Origin of the sequence: Nocardiopsis prasina DSM 43845, from assembly GCF_000341265.1 — a bacterium.
GTDB lineage: Bacteria > Actinomycetota > Actinomycetes > Streptosporangiales > Streptosporangiaceae > Nocardiopsis > Nocardiopsis prasina.
On the sequence record NZ_ANAE01000159.1, the window covers coordinates 23272 to 39466 of the forward strand.

Annotated in this window: 22 protein-coding genes; 8 read left to right on the top strand and 14 right to left on the bottom strand. The window is 69.1% G+C overall.

What is annotated here, in order from left to right; genetic code table 11:
- Window positions 1–206: 206 nt before the first annotated feature.
- Window positions 207–1484: an MFS transporter gene (locus tag D452_RS0118415; RefSeq protein WP_026129450.1), complete on the bottom strand. Its 1278-nt coding sequence runs from the start codon at window positions 1482–1484 to the stop codon at window positions 207–209.
- Window positions 1485–1670: 186 nt separating this feature from the next.
- Here D452_RS0118415 and D452_RS28590 point away from each other — a divergent pair, with 186 nt between their 5' ends.
- From D452_RS28590 to D452_RS0118435, 4 genes are all read left to right on the top strand, one after another.
- Window positions 1671–2156 (top strand): Lrp/AsnC family transcriptional regulator, encoded by a 486-nt coding sequence (locus D452_RS28590; protein ID WP_026129451.1) that lies wholly within the window; start codon window positions 1671–1673, stop codon window positions 2154–2156.
- Between the two features lie 257 nt (window positions 2157–2413).
- Window positions 2414–3253 (top strand): EamA family transporter, encoded by an 840-nt coding sequence (locus tag D452_RS0118425; protein ID WP_017545620.1) that lies wholly within the window; start codon window positions 2414–2416, stop codon window positions 3251–3253.
- 80 nt (window positions 3254–3333) lie between these two features.
- A complete protein-coding gene (locus D452_RS0118430; RefSeq protein WP_017545621.1) occupies window positions 3334–4308 on the top strand; it encodes an amidohydrolase family protein in 975 nt (324 codons plus the stop codon).
- A complete protein-coding gene (locus tag D452_RS0118435; protein WP_017545622.1) occupies window positions 4293–5864 on the top strand; it encodes a long-chain-fatty-acid--CoA ligase in 1572 nt (523 codons plus the stop codon). The genes D452_RS0118430 and D452_RS0118435 overlap by 16 nt, the downstream gene beginning before the upstream one ends.
- Before the next feature lie 38 nt (window positions 5865–5902).
- On the opposite strand, the gene D452_RS0118440 is transcribed toward D452_RS0118435, so the two are convergent.
- Window positions 5903–6694: a VOC family protein gene (locus tag D452_RS0118440; protein ID WP_017545623.1), complete on the bottom strand. Its 792-nt coding sequence runs from the start codon at window positions 6692–6694 to the stop codon at window positions 5903–5905.
- A gap of 105 nt (window positions 6695–6799) precedes the next feature.
- Here D452_RS0118440 and D452_RS0118445 point away from each other — a divergent pair, with 105 nt between their 5' ends.
- Entirely contained in the window at window positions 6800–7726 is a 927-nt protein-coding gene (locus D452_RS0118445) for a PfkB family carbohydrate kinase (protein WP_017545624.1), read from the top strand.
- Between the two features lie 42 nt (window positions 7727–7768).
- On the opposite strand, the gene D452_RS0118450 is transcribed toward D452_RS0118445, so the two are convergent.
- From D452_RS0118450 to D452_RS28595, 5 genes are all read right to left on the bottom strand, one after another.
- Window positions 7769–8005 (bottom strand): DUF397 domain-containing protein, encoded by a 237-nt coding sequence (locus D452_RS0118450; protein WP_017545625.1) that lies wholly within the window; start codon window positions 8003–8005, stop codon window positions 7769–7771.
- 201 nt (window positions 8006–8206) lie between these two features.
- Entirely contained in the window at window positions 8207–8392 is a 186-nt protein-coding gene (locus tag D452_RS0118455; protein WP_017545626.1) for a DUF397 domain-containing protein, read from the bottom strand.
- A 49-nt stretch (window positions 8393–8441) separates the two neighbouring features.
- The gene (locus tag D452_RS0118460) at window positions 8442–8687 is read right to left on the bottom strand and encodes a DUF397 domain-containing protein (protein WP_017545627.1); all 246 of its coding nucleotides are present in this window, start codon (window positions 8685–8687) and stop codon (window positions 8442–8444) included.
- 200 nt (window positions 8688–8887) lie between these two features.
- On the bottom strand, window positions 8888–9091 hold the full coding sequence (locus D452_RS29755) for a DUF397 domain-containing protein (protein WP_083927554.1): 204 nt from the start codon (window positions 9089–9091) through the stop codon (window positions 8888–8890).
- Window positions 9092–9216: 125 nt separating this feature from the next.
- On the bottom strand, window positions 9217–9774 hold the full coding sequence (locus D452_RS28595; protein WP_239646417.1) for a DUF5753 domain-containing protein: 558 nt from the start codon (window positions 9772–9774) through the stop codon (window positions 9217–9219).
- A 31-nt stretch (window positions 9775–9805) separates the two neighbouring features.
- Between D452_RS28595 and D452_RS0118470 the strand changes: the two genes are divergently transcribed.
- Window positions 9806–10063 (top strand): hypothetical protein, encoded by a 258-nt coding sequence (locus tag D452_RS0118470; RefSeq protein ID WP_040694240.1) that lies wholly within the window; start codon window positions 9806–9808, stop codon window positions 10061–10063.
- Window positions 10064–10141: 78 nt separating this feature from the next.
- On the opposite strand, the gene D452_RS0118475 is transcribed toward D452_RS0118470, so the two are convergent.
- The 6 genes from D452_RS0118475 to D452_RS31975 all read right to left on the bottom strand — a co-directional run bounded on the left by D452_RS0118475 (window position 10142) and on the right by D452_RS31975 (window position 13133).
- Window positions 10142–11053: a MerR family transcriptional regulator gene (locus D452_RS0118475; RefSeq protein ID WP_017545630.1), complete on the bottom strand. Its 912-nt coding sequence runs from the start codon at window positions 11051–11053 to the stop codon at window positions 10142–10144.
- A gap of 249 nt (window positions 11054–11302) precedes the next feature.
- On the bottom strand, window positions 11303–11581 hold the full coding sequence (locus D452_RS29760) for a type II toxin-antitoxin system RelE family toxin (protein ID WP_233515931.1): 279 nt from the start codon (window positions 11579–11581) through the stop codon (window positions 11303–11305).
- Window positions 11581–11859, bottom strand: a complete 279-nt coding sequence (locus D452_RS0118485; RefSeq protein ID WP_026129452.1) for a type II toxin-antitoxin system prevent-host-death family antitoxin — start codon at window positions 11857–11859, stop codon at window positions 11581–11583. Before D452_RS0118485 ends, D452_RS29760 begins: the two co-directional genes overlap by 1 nt.
- Before the next feature lie 209 nt (window positions 11860–12068).
- Window positions 12069–12320 carry a Smr/MutS family protein gene (locus tag D452_RS0118490; protein ID WP_026129453.1) on the bottom strand — a complete coding sequence of 84 codons (252 nt, stop codon included), beginning with the start codon at window positions 12318–12320 and terminating at the stop codon, window positions 12069–12071.
- Between the two features lie 161 nt (window positions 12321–12481).
- Window positions 12482–12967 carry a GNAT family N-acetyltransferase gene (locus tag D452_RS0118495; protein WP_017545634.1) on the bottom strand — a complete coding sequence of 162 codons (486 nt, stop codon included), beginning with the start codon at window positions 12965–12967 and terminating at the stop codon, window positions 12482–12484.
- Window positions 12948–13133, bottom strand: a complete 186-nt coding sequence (locus tag D452_RS31975) for a hypothetical protein (RefSeq protein WP_394297092.1) — start codon at window positions 13131–13133, stop codon at window positions 12948–12950. Before D452_RS31975 ends, D452_RS0118495 begins: the two co-directional genes overlap by 20 nt.
- A gap of 303 nt (window positions 13134–13436) precedes the next feature.
- Here D452_RS31975 and D452_RS0118505 point away from each other — a divergent pair, with 303 nt between their 5' ends.
- A complete protein-coding gene (locus D452_RS0118505; RefSeq protein WP_017545636.1) occupies window positions 13437–14345 on the top strand; it encodes an alpha/beta fold hydrolase in 909 nt (302 codons plus the stop codon).
- Entirely contained in the window at window positions 14342–15241 is a 900-nt protein-coding gene (locus D452_RS0118510) for a Vgb family protein (RefSeq protein ID WP_017545637.1), read from the top strand. Before D452_RS0118505 ends, D452_RS0118510 begins: the two co-directional genes overlap by 4 nt.
- A 129-nt stretch (window positions 15242–15370) precedes the next feature.
- Here D452_RS0118510 and D452_RS0118515 read toward each other — a convergent pair whose 3' ends face one another.
- Window positions 15371–16195: a class I SAM-dependent methyltransferase gene (locus tag D452_RS0118515; RefSeq protein WP_017545638.1), complete on the bottom strand. Its 825-nt coding sequence runs from the start codon at window positions 16193–16195 to the stop codon at window positions 15371–15373.

The window sequence follows — 16195 nt, forward strand, 5'->3', positions numbered from 1 at the left end:
CCCGGCTCCGAGCGTTGCCCGGGGCGCCCCAGTCACGGTGTGCGTGCGGGTCTCGGGCGTCAGGAGGGAACGGCGGGGATCACGAAGGAGGGTCTTTCGGGGGGTGAGTTGCTCAGACAGACATTATGCGCCTGTTGTGGGCATTGCGAGCTTGAGTGGACACATGTTTCGCATATCCGACGAATTGGCCACTACTGGCCGCCCCTTCAGGAACGGACGCCCGGGAGGTCGGGTGAGCGGTCCGGGCGACGCCGCTGGGCGGCCGCCTCGATCGTCCACGGGGTGCGTTCCACGTAGGCGACCACCAGGCCCACGACCAGCGAACCGCCAGCGATCACCGTGTAGGAGAGGGTCCAGCCGCCGGTCAGCTCGTTGAACAGACCGAACAGCAACGGGCCGCCCAGGGCGATACCGCTGCCCGCCCCCTGCACGAACCCGGACAGGGCCGCCGCGCCCTGCGGTGTGGAACTGCGGGCGTTGATCATGGTCATGACGACCACGAACAGGCTGGTGCCCATGCCGAGGAAGAGCACCCACAGCGCGGCGTACCCGGGGGCCGCGGCCACACCGAGGTAGCCCACGCCGTAGCCGACCAGCCCGAGGGCGACGATCGGGAAGGTGTTGGCGGCCCGCAGGGTGACGATCGGCGCGACCAGGCCGAACATCAGGCTGGTGCCGACCATCAGGGAGACCAGGCTCCCGGCCAGGGCGGGGCCGTGCCCGGCCTCGTCGAGCAGCGCGGGCAGCCAGGTGAACAGCGTGAAGACGTTCCAGGTGACCATGCCGAACAGCAGCGCCATGCGCCAGGCCATGCCCACTCGCCAGATCGGGCGGGCCAGGGACGGCCCTCCGGAGGGGACGACGGCGCGCGGCGCGCTGCCGGGCCGCCGCCACTGGACGGTCCACAGGATCGCGGCGGCCAGGGCCAGGAAGGACCAGACGCCCAGGGCCACCCGCCACCCGGCGACCTCGGCCAGGGGGATCGCGACCAGGGGCGGGAAGAGGGCACCGAGGTGGATGGCGACCATCTGCACAGTGCTGAGGGCGGCGAGCCGGTCCGGGAAGTACTGCTTGATCAGCGGCGGCAGCACGACGTTGCCCAGGGCGGCTCCGGTGAGCGCGATCCCGGTGAGTACCAGCAGGGTTCCGGTGTCGGGCGCGAAGGCGCGCATCACCTGGCCCACACCGGCGAGGAGCATGCTGAGAGCGGCCGTGGCCTCGGGGCCCAGGCGGCGCATGACGGCCGGGGTGACCAGGCCGAACACGGCGAACGCCACCAGCGGCAGGGTGCCGAAGACACCCACGACGGTGGCGGTGAACCCGAACTCCTCGCCGATGGTGGTCAGCAGGGGGGACAGGGAGGTGACCACGAGGCGCAGGTTGAGCGCCGCACAGACGATGGCGAGCAGGGCCAGGAGGCGGCCCCGCGGTTCCGGGCGTGCCGACGGTCGGTCGGCGACGGCCACGACAGAGGAAGGTCTCACGGTGACGGACGTCCCTTTGTGTTGCGGTGGTGCGACGTTGCACCAGTGCTGGGCCGACCGGCGGGCGACAGTGCCTCCAGGAAGGATCACTTCCTGGCGAGCCAAATACGACCTTTTCGCTCAGATGTTACGCATGCTTCGGAGTCGAACACAACAACCCGTATTAAGTACGGGTAAACTCTGGTCATGGCTGATCTTGACGAACTAGATACGGCGATCCTGGCCGAACTCCAGTCAGACGCACGAAAAACCAACCGGGACGTGGCCGCGGCGGTCGGCGCATCGCCCACGACGACGCTGGATCGGACCCGCGCACTGCGAGAAAGGGGTGTGATTCGGGGCTCACTCCTGGACGTGGACCTCGAACTCATCGGACGCCCCGTCCAGGCGCTCATCACCGTGAGCGTCGTGAAGCCCTCGCGCCACAACATCGAGGCCTTCCGCGACTGGGTCCGCGCCCTGCCGGACACCCTGTCGGTCTTCGTCACCTCGGGGAACGAGGACTTCCTGGTGCACGTGGCCCTGCCGGACAACAACAGCCTGTACGCCTTCGTGGTGGACAAGCTGACCGAGCGGCCGGAGGTGGCCGACGTGCGCGCCTCGATCGTCTACGAGCACCTGCGCAACAGCCACATCTCACCCACCAACGCCCGAGCGCAGCGCCTCTCGTGAGCCCGCGGCCCTCCGGTCGGGCACAACCCGCACAGGGCGTTCTCGCCTGACCGGAACGGCCGGGCCGGGACCACCTTCCGGACGCACAGAGAGCGGGGGCACGCAGCGTCTCTCGTGAGCCCGCGGCCCTCCGGTCGGGCACAGCCCGCACAGGGCGTTCTCGCCTGACCGGAGCGGCCGGGCCGGGGTGCTGACGGGACGCACGGAGAGCGGGGGCTAGCCTTGCGGGGTCCCCCTTCCCCTCTGCGAGACATCCAATGACCACACCTATCGTCGTCGCGGTGCTGGTGGCGGCACTGCTCCACGCGGCGTGGAACGCGATCGCGCACGCGATCACCGACCGCCTGCTCGGCTTCGCGCTGATCGGACTCGGCGGGATGTTCGTGACCCTCCCGCTGCTGTTCGTGGTCGGGATGCCGCCGCCCGAGGCCTGGCCGCTCCTCCTGGCGTCCCTGGGCACGCACCTGCTCTACCTGACCCTGCTGATGCTCTCCTACCGGACCGGCGACTTCGGGCAGGTCTACCCCCTGGCCCGCGGCACCGCGCCCTGGGTGGTGGCCCTCATCGGGGTCCTCCTGCTCGGCGAGAGCCTGCCTCTCCAGGAGCTGGTCGGGGTCCTGGTCATCTCGGCCGGGCTCATGATCCTGGTGTTCGCGGGCGGCCTGCCCCGGCGGCACCACGTGCCCGCGCTCCTGGCGGCCTTCGCGACCGGGTTGGCGATCGCCTCCTACACCGTGGTGGACGCCTACGGGGTGCGCCTGACCCAGGATCCGCTGGGGTACATCACGTGGATCATGATGCTCCAGGGACCGGTGTTCTTCCTCGTGGCCCTGGCCACCCGGCGGAGGAACCTGGCCGAGCAGCTGAGGCCGATCTGGAAGGTCGGCCTGTTCGGCGGCGCGGTCAGCGCGGGCGCCTACGGGCTGGTCCTGTGGGCACAGCTGTCGGGAGCCGTCGCCGGGATCGCCGCCCTGCGGGAGACCAGCATCGTCTTCGCGGCGCTGATCGGCCTGGTGTTCTTCAAGGAACGCGTGGGTGCGGTCCGGATCGTCGCCTCGGCCGTGGTCGTGGCCGGGGTCCTCCTCCTGACCCTCTGACCCAGCGCGCGGGACCGTCACTGACCAGTGGGCCCGCCCCAGCCCCGAGCGCGGTTCGGATCGGTCGTAGGCTGGCGCATGTGACTGGAATCTCACTTGCCCCCGAGGGTGACGAGGAGACCGCGATCCGCCGGATCTGGGGCGGGCTCGGACTCCCCGGCCTCGTGGACGTGCACACGCACTTCATGCCGGACAACGTCCTGCGCAAGGTCCAGGCCTACTTCGACGCCCTCGGCGAGGGCGTCTGGCCCCTCAACCCCCGCTACCGGGTGGCCGAGGACGAACGGGTCGCCCTCCTGCGCGGGTTCGGCGTCCTGGGCTTCACCGCGCTCTCCTACCCCCACCGACCGGCCATGGCCGCCTGGCTCAACGGCTGGGCGGCCGACTTCGCCGACCGGCACCCCGATTCCCTGCACAGCGCCACCTTCTTCGCCGAGCCCGAGGCGGCCGGCTACGTGGCCGAGGCGATCGGATCCGGTGCCCGCGTCTTCAAGGCCCACCTCCAGGTCGGCGCCTACGACCCGCGCGACCCCCTGCTCTCCGACGTCTGGGGCGCCCTCGCGGACTCCGGTACCCCCGTGGTCGTCCACTGCGGCTCCGGACCGACCCCCGGGAACTTCACCGGCCCCGGCCCCTTCGCGGAGGTGCTGCGCCAGCACCCGGCGCTCACCGCCGTGGTCGCCCACGCGGGCGCGCCCGAGTACTCGGCGTTCCTGGACCTGGTCGAGGGGTACGACCGCGTCCACCTGGACACCACCATGACGTTCACCCCGTTCACGGAGCGGCAGTCGCCTTTCCCCCGGGAGGAGCTGCCCCGCCTCCGGGAGTTCGGTCACCGCGTGCTCCTGGGTACCGACTTCCCGAACATCCCGTACCGCTACCTCGACCAGATCCGGAGCCTGGTCGAACTGGACCTGGAGGAGGACTGGCTACGCGGAGTCCTGCACGACAACGCCGCCGCGCTGTTCGACCTCCCGACCCGCCCCGGCCGTACCCAGCCGGTCGCCGACACCAGGCAGCACCACACAGAGAGGGCACGATGGAACTCACCCTGACCCCCCTGGAGTTCGCCCGCCGGACCCGCAGACTGCACCCGCACCGCGAGGCGCTGGTCGACCGGGACCTCCGGCTCACCTACGAGCAGTTCTTCGACCGCTGCGACCGCTGGTCGTCCGCGCTCCAGGACATGGGCGTGGCCAAGGGCGACCGGGTCGCCTACATCGCACCCAACACGCACGCACAACTGGAGTCGTTCTACGCGGTCCCGCAGCTGGGCGCGGTGCTGGTCCCGGTCAACTTCCGCCTGACCGCCGAGGACTTCGTCTACATCGTCAACCACTCCGGCGCCAAGGTGCTGTGCGTGCACTCCGACCAGCTCGAAACGGTCGAGGGCGTGCGGGATCGGATGCCCGGGGTGGAGCGCTTCGTCGCCCTGGAGGGCGCCCGCGACGGGTGGGAGGACTACGAGTCCCTGGTCGCGGCGGCCTCCCCCGACTTCGCGCGCCCGGAGATCGCGGAGACCGACCTGCTCACGATCAACTACACCTCCGGCACGACCGCGCGCCCCAAGGGTGTGATGATCACCCACCGCAACGCGTACATGAACTCGGTAGGCACCCTGCTGCACCTGCGGATCGGGCTCGGCGAGAAGTACCTGTGGACGCTGCCGATGTTCCACGCCAACGGCTGGACCTACACGTGGACGGTCACGGCCGCCGGGGGCACCCACGTGTGCCTGCCCGCCATGGACCCGGCGCGGGTGTTCGAGCTCATCCGCACCGAGGAGGTGACCTGGCTGTGCGCGGCGCCCACGGTGCTGATCATGCTCTCCAACACCCCCGAGGCCGTGCGCGGCACCGTCGCGCCGGGGGTGCACGTGGTCACGGCCGGGGCCTCGCCCGCCGCCGAGACCATCGAACGGCTGGAGGAGGACTTCGGCTGGACCGTCACCCACGTCTACGGCCTGACGGAGACCACGCCCTTCATCACGGTCTGCGAACCGCGTCCCGAGCACCGGGACCTGGACGTGCGCGAACGCGCTGCGGTCAAGGCCCGCCAAGGGGTCGAGCTGATCACCTCCGGCGAGCTGCGCGTGGTCGACGGGAACGGCGACGAGGTGCCCTGGGACGGGACGACCGTCGGCCAGATCACCGTGCGCGGCAACGTGGTGATGAAGGGCTACTACAACGACCCCGAGGCCACCGAACAGGCCATGGGCGACGGCTGGTTCCGCACCGGAGACGCCGCCGTCACCCACCCGGACGGCTACGTGGAGATCCAGGACCGGATCAAGGACGTGATCATCTCCGGCGGCGAGAACATCTCGTCCGTCGAGGTGGAGGGCGTGCTGCTCCGGCATCCCTCGGTGCTGGAGGTGGCGATCGTGGGGGTACCGCACGAGCGCTGGGGCGAGACCCCGCGCGCCTCCGTGGTGCTGTGCGAGGGTGCCTCGGCCACCGAGGAGGAGATCATCGCCTTCGCGCGTGAGCACCTCGCCCACTTCAAGGCGCCCACCCAGGTGGAGTTCGTGGAGCAGCTGCCCAAGACCGCCACCGGCAAGATCCAGAAGTTCGTGCTGCGCGGCGGCGCCTCCGCCGTCTCGCGCCAGTAGCGGCCGGGCCCCGCTCCTTCTGGCGGGGCCCGCCGGTCCTACCCGGGGTCCGGGCTGAGCAGCACGAACCCGGCGCCGAACGGGTCGGCGACCGCAGCCAGCCGTCCCACGCCCGCGGTGGATTCCGGGCCCATGTAGACGTGTCCGCCCGCAGCGGTGACCTCCGCGACGGTGGCGTCGCAGTCGATGGAGTGGAAGACGGGATGCCAGTCGGCCGCGCCCCTGGTGGCGGTCAGGTTGTCGGCGTCGACGCCCATGATCCCGCCGAAGCTCCGGTCGTCGCCCAGTCCCGCCGGGCGGGTGATCGAGTACACGCCCGCGTCGCCGAGGTCGAAGGCGTCGAACTCCCACCCGAACAGGCCGCTGTAGAACTCCCTGGCGCCCTCGGCGGAGGGCGTCCACAGCTCGGCCCACATGAAGGTGTTCGGCTCGTCGGTCCGCTCCATGCCCGGTAGGGTTCCGGCCTCCCAGAGGGATACCGACCCGCCCTGCGGGTCGCCCACGACGGCCATCCTGCCCAGGCCCATGACGTCCATGGGCTCCACGTAGGGCGTGGCGCCCAGTTCCCGGGCGCGCTGGAAGGTCATGTCGAGGTCGGGGGTGTTGAAGTAGAGGGACCAGGTGACGGCCTGGTCATCGGACATCTTCGGGCCGAGTCCGCCGATCAGGGCACCCTCGTGCCTGATCAACATGTAGCCGCCGGTGTCCGGGCCGGCCGACTCCGCGGTCCAACCGAACACCCGGCCGTAGAAGTCGACCGCCCGGTCCACGTCGGCCGTGGTCAGTTCGACCCAGCAGGGCGAACCGACCACATAGTCGGTGGTGATCATGCTGCCTCCCGTCGTGGCTCCCTCCCGAGTGTCCTCCAGGGCACTGACATACCGGGGATGATCAGGGCAAAGTCTCGACAACAGAACGATGGAGGAGACCCAGGAATGTCCGTTCGCCTGCACCATGTGGGACCGGTGATCATCGACGTGGTCATGACCGTCGAACACCTGCCCGAGCCGGGCGGTGACACCTTCGCCAGCAGTGCCCGCACGGTACCCGGGGGCGGGTTCAACGTGATCGCCGCCGCTACGCGCGCCGGGCTGGAGGTGGTCTACGGCGGCGCGCACGGGAAGGGTCCCCACGGTGACCTGGTCCGGGCCGCGCTGCGCGACGCGGGGGTGGTGTGCGCGCACCCGCCCCGGCCCCGCGACACCGGTTTCTGCGTGGCACTGGTGGACTCCTCGGCGGAACGCACCTTCGTCACGCACCTGGGTGCCGAGACGGATCTGCCCCTGGCGGACCTGCGCGCCCGGCGCCCGGCGGAGGGCGACTTCGTCTACACGGTGGGGTACTCGCTGCTGCCCGGGCAGCGCGCGGACGAACTCGTCACCTGGATCGGTGAGCTTCCGCAGGGGGTGAGGCTGGTGTTGGACCCGGCGCCGGTGGTGGGTGATGTTCCCACCGGGACTCTCGCGACGGTTCTGGCACGGACGGACGTGCTCAGCCTGAGTGCTGCCGAGGCGGTCACCGTCACCGGGACTGCTGACCTGCCTGCGGCCGCCACGATGCTGGTGGAACGTGTGGCACCCGACGGGGTGGTGGTGCTGCGCGACTCCGCCGAGGGCTGTCTGGTCGCCACGAGGGATGCTGAGCCCGTCCGGGTCCCGGGGTTCGCGGTGACCGCTGTGGACACCAACGGCGCGGGCGACGCGCATGTAGGTGTGTTCACCGCCGCGTTGGCCTCGGGGGTCTCCGCGTTGGAGGCCGCCCGCCGGGCCAACGCGGGGGCCGCCCTGGCAGTGACCCGGCCCGGCCCCGCCACCTCGCCCACCCGGGAGGAACTGGAGGGGTTTTTGAGTGCTCGGGAGTGAGGAGGACCCCGGCCACCACGGTCGGGGTCGTTCGCGTTCGGGCTACTGAGCGACGCGGAGGAGCGCGGACCATTCGAGGGAGGGGAAGGCCAGCGCGCCGAGTTCCCTGTGCTGAGTGTCCCGAACAGCGGCGCCGGTGGGGAGGTCAGCGACCTCGACACAGTTCTCAGTGCGTGCCCCGCTGTATGAGGACTTGCGGAAGCGGGCGACTTCCACACAGTTGTTGCGGTCGCTGTAGCTGGACTTGTGGAAGGCGAGTTCGTCGATGTGGGGGTGCATCTTGGGAACCTCCGCTGGGGGTGGGCAGTGACTCACTCATACACAGTCCTGCCCGCTTCCACACCCGTGCTCAGAGGAAAACGTCCCGAGACACTGTCCAGCTGTGGACAATGGCCGCCCGCCACTCCGGGGTAAAGTGGTCTTGGAACGAGTACACGTAGGCCCCCTGGTTTCACCTGGGGGCCTGCGTTCCGCCTGAGGTCAGCTCTGTCGAATTCCCGCGACAAAGGCGCGCCACTCCGGGGAGGCGAACGCCAGGTGACCCTGCTGGCGATTCTTGGTGTCTCGGACAGCAGACAACCCTGGCGCGTCAGCGACCTCAACGCAGTTCTGCTGCTGCGTGTAGGACGAAGTGCGCCAGGGGGCCTCAGCCGGGAACGAGTACATCGGCTCTTCCTATCGGGTGATCATCTCTGAGACACGGAACATCCGCTCGTCATCCAGTGCGGGTGGTGGAGAGCAAGGCCGACCACTCCGAGGACGGGAAGGACAGCGCGCCGAGGTCCCTGTTCTGGGTGTCGCGGACAGCGGCGCCGCTGGGGAGGTCAGCGACCTCCACGCAGTTGTCGGTGCGGCCCCCGCTGTAGGAGGACTTGCGGAAGCGGGCGACCTCGACGCAGTTGGCACTGTTGGCGCTGTAGCTGGACTTGTGGAAGGTGAGTTCGTCGATGTGAGGGTGCATCTTGGGGGCCTCCGCTGGGAGTGAGGGCACTGACTGACTCATGCACAGTCCTGCCCGCTTCAACGCCCCGTGTGCAGAGAAGAATGTCCCGAACTCCTGTCCAGCTGTGGACAGAGGAGCCTGCTTCCCGCCCGCAGGAGTGCGGGGTAGAATCCGGATTGGATGAATGCAGAGGGCCCCGACCATCACGGTCAGGGCCCTCATCCTTTGTACGGGCTACCGATTGGTGCGCGCAGTGTGAGTAGAGCGACCCACTCCTGGGACGCGAAGGCGAGGTGCCCGGCATCGCGATTCTGGGTGTCTCGCACCGCAGAGCCTCCCTGGAAGTCAGCGGCCTCGACGCAGTCGCGGTTGGTGCTGGAGAAGCTCGACTTGCGGAAGTTGAGCTGAGTGGATGAATGCATGTCGGCTGCTTTCTACAGAGCGTCGTGGATCTTCTTCATGGTGCGGATCGACTCCATGTGTGACTGGGCTGTGACCTGGAGATGATCGAACACGTGCCGGTACTCACCGACCTCCTCCGTCTCCTCTAGAAAAGCCCCTCTGTCCTCGATTCGAGGTAGACGATCGGTGCGTCCATCTCGTCGGGGAAATCCAAGACGACGAACGGTCCTGACACTCCGGGATGGAGCCCGGCAGTGAACGGAAGTACCTGGATAGTGACTCCGTTATCAGGGTTCTCCGCTGCGTCAATCAGATGCTTGATCTGCCCCGCAGCGACACCGTCCTCCGTAGGCATCCGGCGCAGAGCGGATTCATCGATCACAGCCCACACAGTCGGAGGCTGTTCACCTTCAAGGACGTCTTGCCGGGCCATGCGTGCTTCAACCTGGCGAGCGACTTCGTTAGACGGGCGGGCCAGGCTGGCACGCACGGAGGCCTCTGCGTAGCCCTCTGTCTGGAGCAGGCCCGGGATGACGACGGGCTGCCAGGTGGAGATGACAGAAGCCTCCTCCTCGAAGCCAACCAAGGAGTCGGTACCGAACACGTCCTTGAATTTGGTCCACCAACCACGCTCGCGGGACTGTCGCGCGAGGTCGATGGTGGCCTTCCGCGTGGCCGGGTCCTCGACTTCGTAGTAGTCCAACAGGACGAGCGACAACCCCCGCGTGGCCTACATGCTTCAACACGGACCCCTCCCGCACTGGGTCAAAGTGGCCCGCCAACAACGCGAACAGAAGACCCAAGAGGCCCAAAGGGCAGCCGACGCCGCACAGGCCGAACCAGAACCCGACCTCCCCCGGGGCCGCCACCGAGCACCCCGCCGATGGTGGGGATGGCCCGCCACCGCCATCAGCTCCACCCTCCTCCTGGGCCTGACCACCCTGAACACCCTCAGCCGAACCCTCACCCACGAGATCGGCGTCCCGACCTGAACCGACGAGAAGCCGGGGCCCGGCGGACGTCGGGCCCCAGCCACCCCCACAGGCGCGAGGACCAGGCGACCTCATGGTTCAGGTAGCGGGTGAGCCTTGGACGGACAGTTCCACGGCCAGTTCCATACAGCGTTGGCGGGCCGGGGAGAAGTCGTAGGGCATCTTGCCGAGGGCTTCGAACGCGCTCATGGATCCTGCCTCCCGCCTGCCAGTGCTGAGGTGGGCCTCGTCCTCGCCGTCATCAGCAGGAGCAGGGTGCAAAGTGTCCCAGGCATCGAAGAGGGCATCGTCGTCCTTGTCCAGGCCGGACTCCTCGATGACGGCATTCAGTGCGCTTTCGAAGTTGTGCCGGTCGGCGGCCACCTGGGCCACCCGTGGATCGTCGACGGCGACGGTGTCGTCGAGTGCCTCCTCGGCGGCATCGATGCGGTCGGAGTCCTCCCGCAGAGTGGGATGCGTGGCCAGGGCGATGAAGCGGGTGGCCTGGACGGCCGCGCCGAGCGGGCCGAGGATCCGCTCAGTAACCAGCAGAGTGTCCAGGTCCGCCTGGCGCAGGGAGCCCTCGGGCAGGCTCCTGAGGCGTTCGGTGACGAAGTCGGAGAGCAGGCCCATCCGGCTGCCTTCGGTGCGCATCCGCTGCACGGCGGTCCGTTGCCGCCGCAGTTCTGCTTCCCGCTCGGTGAGGGTCTCCTCCAACCGCTCCAGGGTGCCCGCGATACCGCCTCCGCTGTCGGCGCCACCGGAAGTCGTATCGGTCGCGAAGGAGTCGCGGATGTCGTCCAGGGCGATCCCGGCATCGGCCATCCTGCGAATCCACAGCAGGCGGATCATGTCCTCGTGCCCGTAACGGCGGCGGCCATCGCCGCCCCGTTCAGGCTCGGGGAGCAGACCGATCTCGTGGTAGTGGCGAATCGCCCGTGGCGTGATGCCGACGAAGGCCGCCGCGTCACCGATCTTGACCTGACGGGGTGGCATGAGAGACACCTGCATGAGCGGGGACCTTTCCTCAAGGACTCGGGACGTGAGTCCACTGGACCACATGCCGCTACGGAAGGTGCAACCCCTGCGCACCGCCCCGCGCCCATGCCCTCGCGTCTTTCACCTGATGCCGCGTCCGTGCAGGCAGGCGCGATTCGCGCGTGAAGAGTACGGAACCCGAACCTGGATCACGGCCTGGTGCTTGAAGTGGACGAACAGGCGACCGTAGTTCTTGGCTGAACGCACTTACGGAAGTCCTGCTCAGAGATTCCGGTAGACCTCACGACGATGGGCGACACGCAGGGCCACGACGACCAGGCGACCATCATCGATCGAGTAGACCACCCGGTGGTCGCCCACCCGGACACGCCACAGACCTGGGTAACCGCTGAGCTGACGGCACCCGTCCGGACGGGGCTCCTCAGCTAGAGCCATCACGGCTGAGTACACGCGACGCGCTACGGGCTTGTCCAACTTGCCGAGTTCCTTACTGGCCCGGCTGTCGAACACCACATCGTAGGAACGCGACTGCCCATCCATCACAGGCCGAGCTCCTTGGCCACGTCCTCCGCGGACACAACCTCGGCGTCACCCGACCGGATCTCCTCCAACCTCTGATGTGCGACGGCACCGTCCTGCTGATCGAGCAGCTCCTCGTAGGCCTCGACCAGCTCGATCGGAACGATCGCGGCTACACGCTCGTGCTTGCGCCCCCTGGTCACATACGTGATCTCATCACCAAAGGCCGCCCTGTTCACGCGCTGGGAGAAGTGGTTGCGGGCATCCGCGACAGACAGCTCCATTGGCTCAGTACTCATGCCCCCACGATACGCCAAATTCGCCAACTTGGCTAAGTTAGCCACTCTGTTTGACGCTGTGGACGCAATCGGCGCGGACGACGTGCACCTGGTCACGGTATGAGTCCCACGGCAGACGCATGCTCGGGGAAGGTGTGGTCGTTGCAGGACTCCTGGCTGCTTGTTCGTCCACTTCAAGCACTCTGAGATCCTCCGCCGCCCCGGGCCTCCTAGTGCTTGAAGTGGACGAACAGCCGACCGAAGTTCTTGGAGTCCTTCTCGACGCGGTGGTAGCGGGCCTTGACGTCCTTGCGGTCGAGGAAGCGCAGCACCCGCTTCTTCAACTGCCCCGAGCCTTTGCCCGGGATGATCTCGATGGTCTTGGCCCGCTTCCGTTCGGCCTCGTCCATGATGTCGTTCAGGGCCTTGTCGATGCTGGTGCCCCTGTTGAAGATGTCGTGCAAATCGAGCTTGAGTCGCACTCCCGCCCCTTCTCCGATGGCCCGGATGATGCGCGGGGAGACGGCTTCCACGTCCACGACAACTCCCACGTGCACATCGACACCATCACCAAGCCGCCGGAGTCGTCAAGGCCCCGCTCCCGGAGTGTGGCACCCGCCGACCGGAAGGCACGGCCTCGGGTCTAGAGCTGGAGCGCGAAGCACATCCGGTCGTGGCCCGGGCCGTCGTAGTCCTCGAACGGGCCGGTCACCGCGAACCCGAGGGACCGGTGGAACGCGATCGAGCGCTCGTTGGAAGGCGAGGTGACCGCGCGCACCAGGGAACGCCCGTCGGCCCGGGCGGCGTCGGTGAACAGGCGGTACATCTCCCTGCCCAGCCCCGAGCGCCGCTGCCTCGGGGCCACACCCGTGAAGTGCACGTAGGCCTCCGCCGCACGAGCCGGGCTGGGGAACCCCACCAGGAAACCCGCGATCCCCTCGTCGTCTTCGGCGACCAGGGACGTCGTGCGGAAGTGGTCGAGGAACAGGCGCGGCAGGATGTGCGCGACCGGCCTCCCCCACCAGTCGTCGCACACAGCGAGGATCCGCCCGTGGTCGTCGGGCACCGCGTTCCGAACCGTGACCCCACCGGGTCCCCGGCTCTCGAACTCACCGATCCATGCGTTCATCGAAGGCCTCCTCGAAGGGTCTGCGTACCCCGGGATCCCGGTCCGACACCGCGAAGACCACCCGATCGAACACCCCCGCGAAGTCCCCCTTGAGGTGCTTGGCGAACGCGGCGGCCACCACCTCGGGACGGTTGCCGAACACCCCGCAACCCCACGCACCCAGCACGAGCCGCGTGCCCGCCGTGGTTGGGCGCGGCCGCGGTGAGGAAGTCCACCAGCACCGGCTCGGGCGGCCAACCCGCGCGGTCGTCGCGGAGCACCGGAACGCCCGGTGACCAGATCACCCGCTGGAGAGCGCTCCGCTCCGCCACGTGGTGGTCTAGTACTCGCGGCAGCGGATCAGCGAGTCGTGGAGCGCTCGCCCACAGGACCGGATCGAGGCCGAGGCCCTTGCGGTCGTCCCCCAACCCCCACCGCGACACAGGAAAATGCGGTTGCACGTCCTGTGCCCCGAGCCCAGGATGGTCCGGTGAGAATCCGGGAGATCACACTCGACCTCGGCCGGGACACCCTGGCCGGGCTGGACTTCGGCGGCGAGGGCACACCGGTGCTCCTGGTCCACGGCAGCGGGCACAACGCGGCAGCCTGGACCGACGTCGCGGCACATCTGACCGATCGCTGTCGAGTCGTCGCCGTGGACCTGCGCGGACACGGGCGCACCGCTGTCGACTCCCAGAACGCCGAACAGTACTGGTGCGACCTGGCCGACGCCGCTCGGGCCCTGGGCTGGGAGAACCCCGTCCTGGTCGGGCACTCCCTGGGCGGTTACGCCGTCACCGCCGTGGCCGCCGCGGGGTTGCTCCGGCCCGCCGCCGTGTGCGTGGTCGACGGCCTCGTCCTGAACACCCGTGAGAAGGCCGTGGCGGACCAGGCGCGGTGGACCACTCCGGCAGCGGGCGAGGCACTGCGCGCACAGTTCCGCTACGGATGGTCAGCCACCCCTGACGAGGCGCACGCGTACATCGACCAGTGCGTTCGAGAGGCGCAGGACGACGATCTGAACCGGGGCTCCCGCCCCGGTCTGGTGCGCGAGGTTCTGGAACGCTCCTTCACCCAAGGGGCCCGCACCCGGCTGCGACGGCCCACACCCGAACAGGTCGCGGTGATCAGCGCGGTCGCACCGGAGGCCGTCATCCACCCCAGCCTGGACGTCTACGAACGCGTCACCTGCCCGCTCACGATCGTGCTCCCCGACGAGGGGTTCTACGCGGGACGTCGGGAGGAAGTGCGGGCCGTCGTCGCGGCCCGCCCGGAGCGGACGCTCGTGGAGATGCGCGGGCACCACAACGTGACCATGGCCAGACCCGAGGAGCTCGCCCGCGTCATCCTGGACCTCGTGAACCGCCTGCCCGCCCCGGAATCCGGAGAGCCCACGTGACCGACAGCCCTCAGCAGCGTCCCGTGCGCGAACACCCGCTGGCCGAGCCGGGTGCGGGTCCCTACGGCATCGCCTCCGACACCGACGGCTCCCTGTGGGTGACCCTCGTCCACCACGGCCAGATCGCCCACAGAAGGTCGAACGGTTCCGTGACCCTCCACCCGCTGGACTCCGCCATGTGCGGGCCTTCGGTCATCACCCTGGGACCGGACCGCGCGGCCTGGTTCACTCGCGCTCGGGACCACCGGATCGGCCGGATCACGTCCGACGGCAGGACGGACTCCTTCTCACTACCGACACCGGACGCCAGCCCCTTCGGTATCACCACCGGGCCCGACGAAGCACTGTGGTTCACCGAGACGAACGCCGACCGGATCGGCCGTATCACCACGGACGGGGAGGTCACCGAGTTCCCACTACCGATGCGGGGAGGGTTCCCCTCGTTCATCGCCTCGGGCCGCGACGGTGCCCTGTACTTCACCCTCAACCAGGCCAACGCCATCGGACGCATCAGTACCGGCGGGCACGTGGAACTGCACCCCCTCCCGACCGCCGACGCGGGCCCGGTCGGCATCACCCGGGGCTCTGACCACGCCCTGTGGTTCGTGGAGATCGCCGCGGGCCAGATCGGCCGCCTCACACCGGACGGCGAGGTCCGGGAGTTCCCCCTGCCTCGACGCGACGCACGCCCCCACGCGATCACCGCGGATCCCGCAGGCGGATGTTGGTTCACCGAGTGGGGCGCGAACCGGATCGGCCACATCACGCCAGAAGGCGACATCTCCCTGTTCGATCTGCCCACCCCCGCCCGCGAGCCTCACGGCATCACGCTCGCTCCGGACGGCACGGTGTGGACGGCCTTGGAGATCGGAACCATCGCCTCTCTCCGCCCCTGAGCCCCGAGCGCCCACCGCGCCTCGCGGACCCCATCCCAGACCCGATCCCCCAGAGGACTCCTCATCCCCGGGCCGAAGGTTCCCGACTCCGTCCCGCCCGCGTACCTGCTCGGCTGACGCGGGGTACCGCTACCCCGGCTTGACCGCCGAGAAGATCGCCGTCCCCGGGATCATCCGGCCGCGCACCGGCCCCCAGCCGCCCCACACCTGGTCGTTTCCCTCGGGCCACTCCGGCTCGACCATGTCCCGGAACTCCAGCCCCGCCGCCACGATCCCCCGCAACCAGTCGCCCACGGTGTGGTGGTGTTCCACGTAGACCGCCCGGCCCTCGTCGTCCTCCTCCACGTAGGCGCGGCGGTCGAAGTAGCTCTGCCGCACGGTCATCCCCCGCTCGGTGGGGTCGTCCGGGAAGCACCAACGGATCGGGTGCGTCACCGAGAACACGAACCGCCCGCCGGGCCTGAGCACCCGCCCGGCCTCGGCCAGCGCGGTCTCGGCGGCGGGCACGAACGGGAACGCCCCGAACGAGGAGAAGACGACGTCGAAGGAGCCCGCGGCGAACGGCATCCGCTGCGCGTCGGCCTGCACCGCGGGCAGCCGGTGCCCGGTCTGCTCGTCGATCCTCCGGGAGTGCTGGAGCTGCCGCCGGGCCAGGTCGAACCCCACGACCTCCCGCACGCCCTGGGCCCGCAGCCACCGGCCGCACTGCCCGGCACCGCAGCCGACCTCCAGCACCCGTTTGCCGTCCAGGCCGCCCAGCAGCCGCACATCGGCCTCGTCCACGCCCTCGGGCGACCAGACGAACCCCACGTCACGGAGGAAGTCGCCGTGCTCGGCCTGGTAGGCGTCGGCGGCACCGTCCCACCACAGCCGACCGGCGCGGGCGCTCTCGTCGCCCGCCACGGCACGCCGCTCCACCCAACCGGGAGCCGGGTAGTCCATCTGATCGTCCAC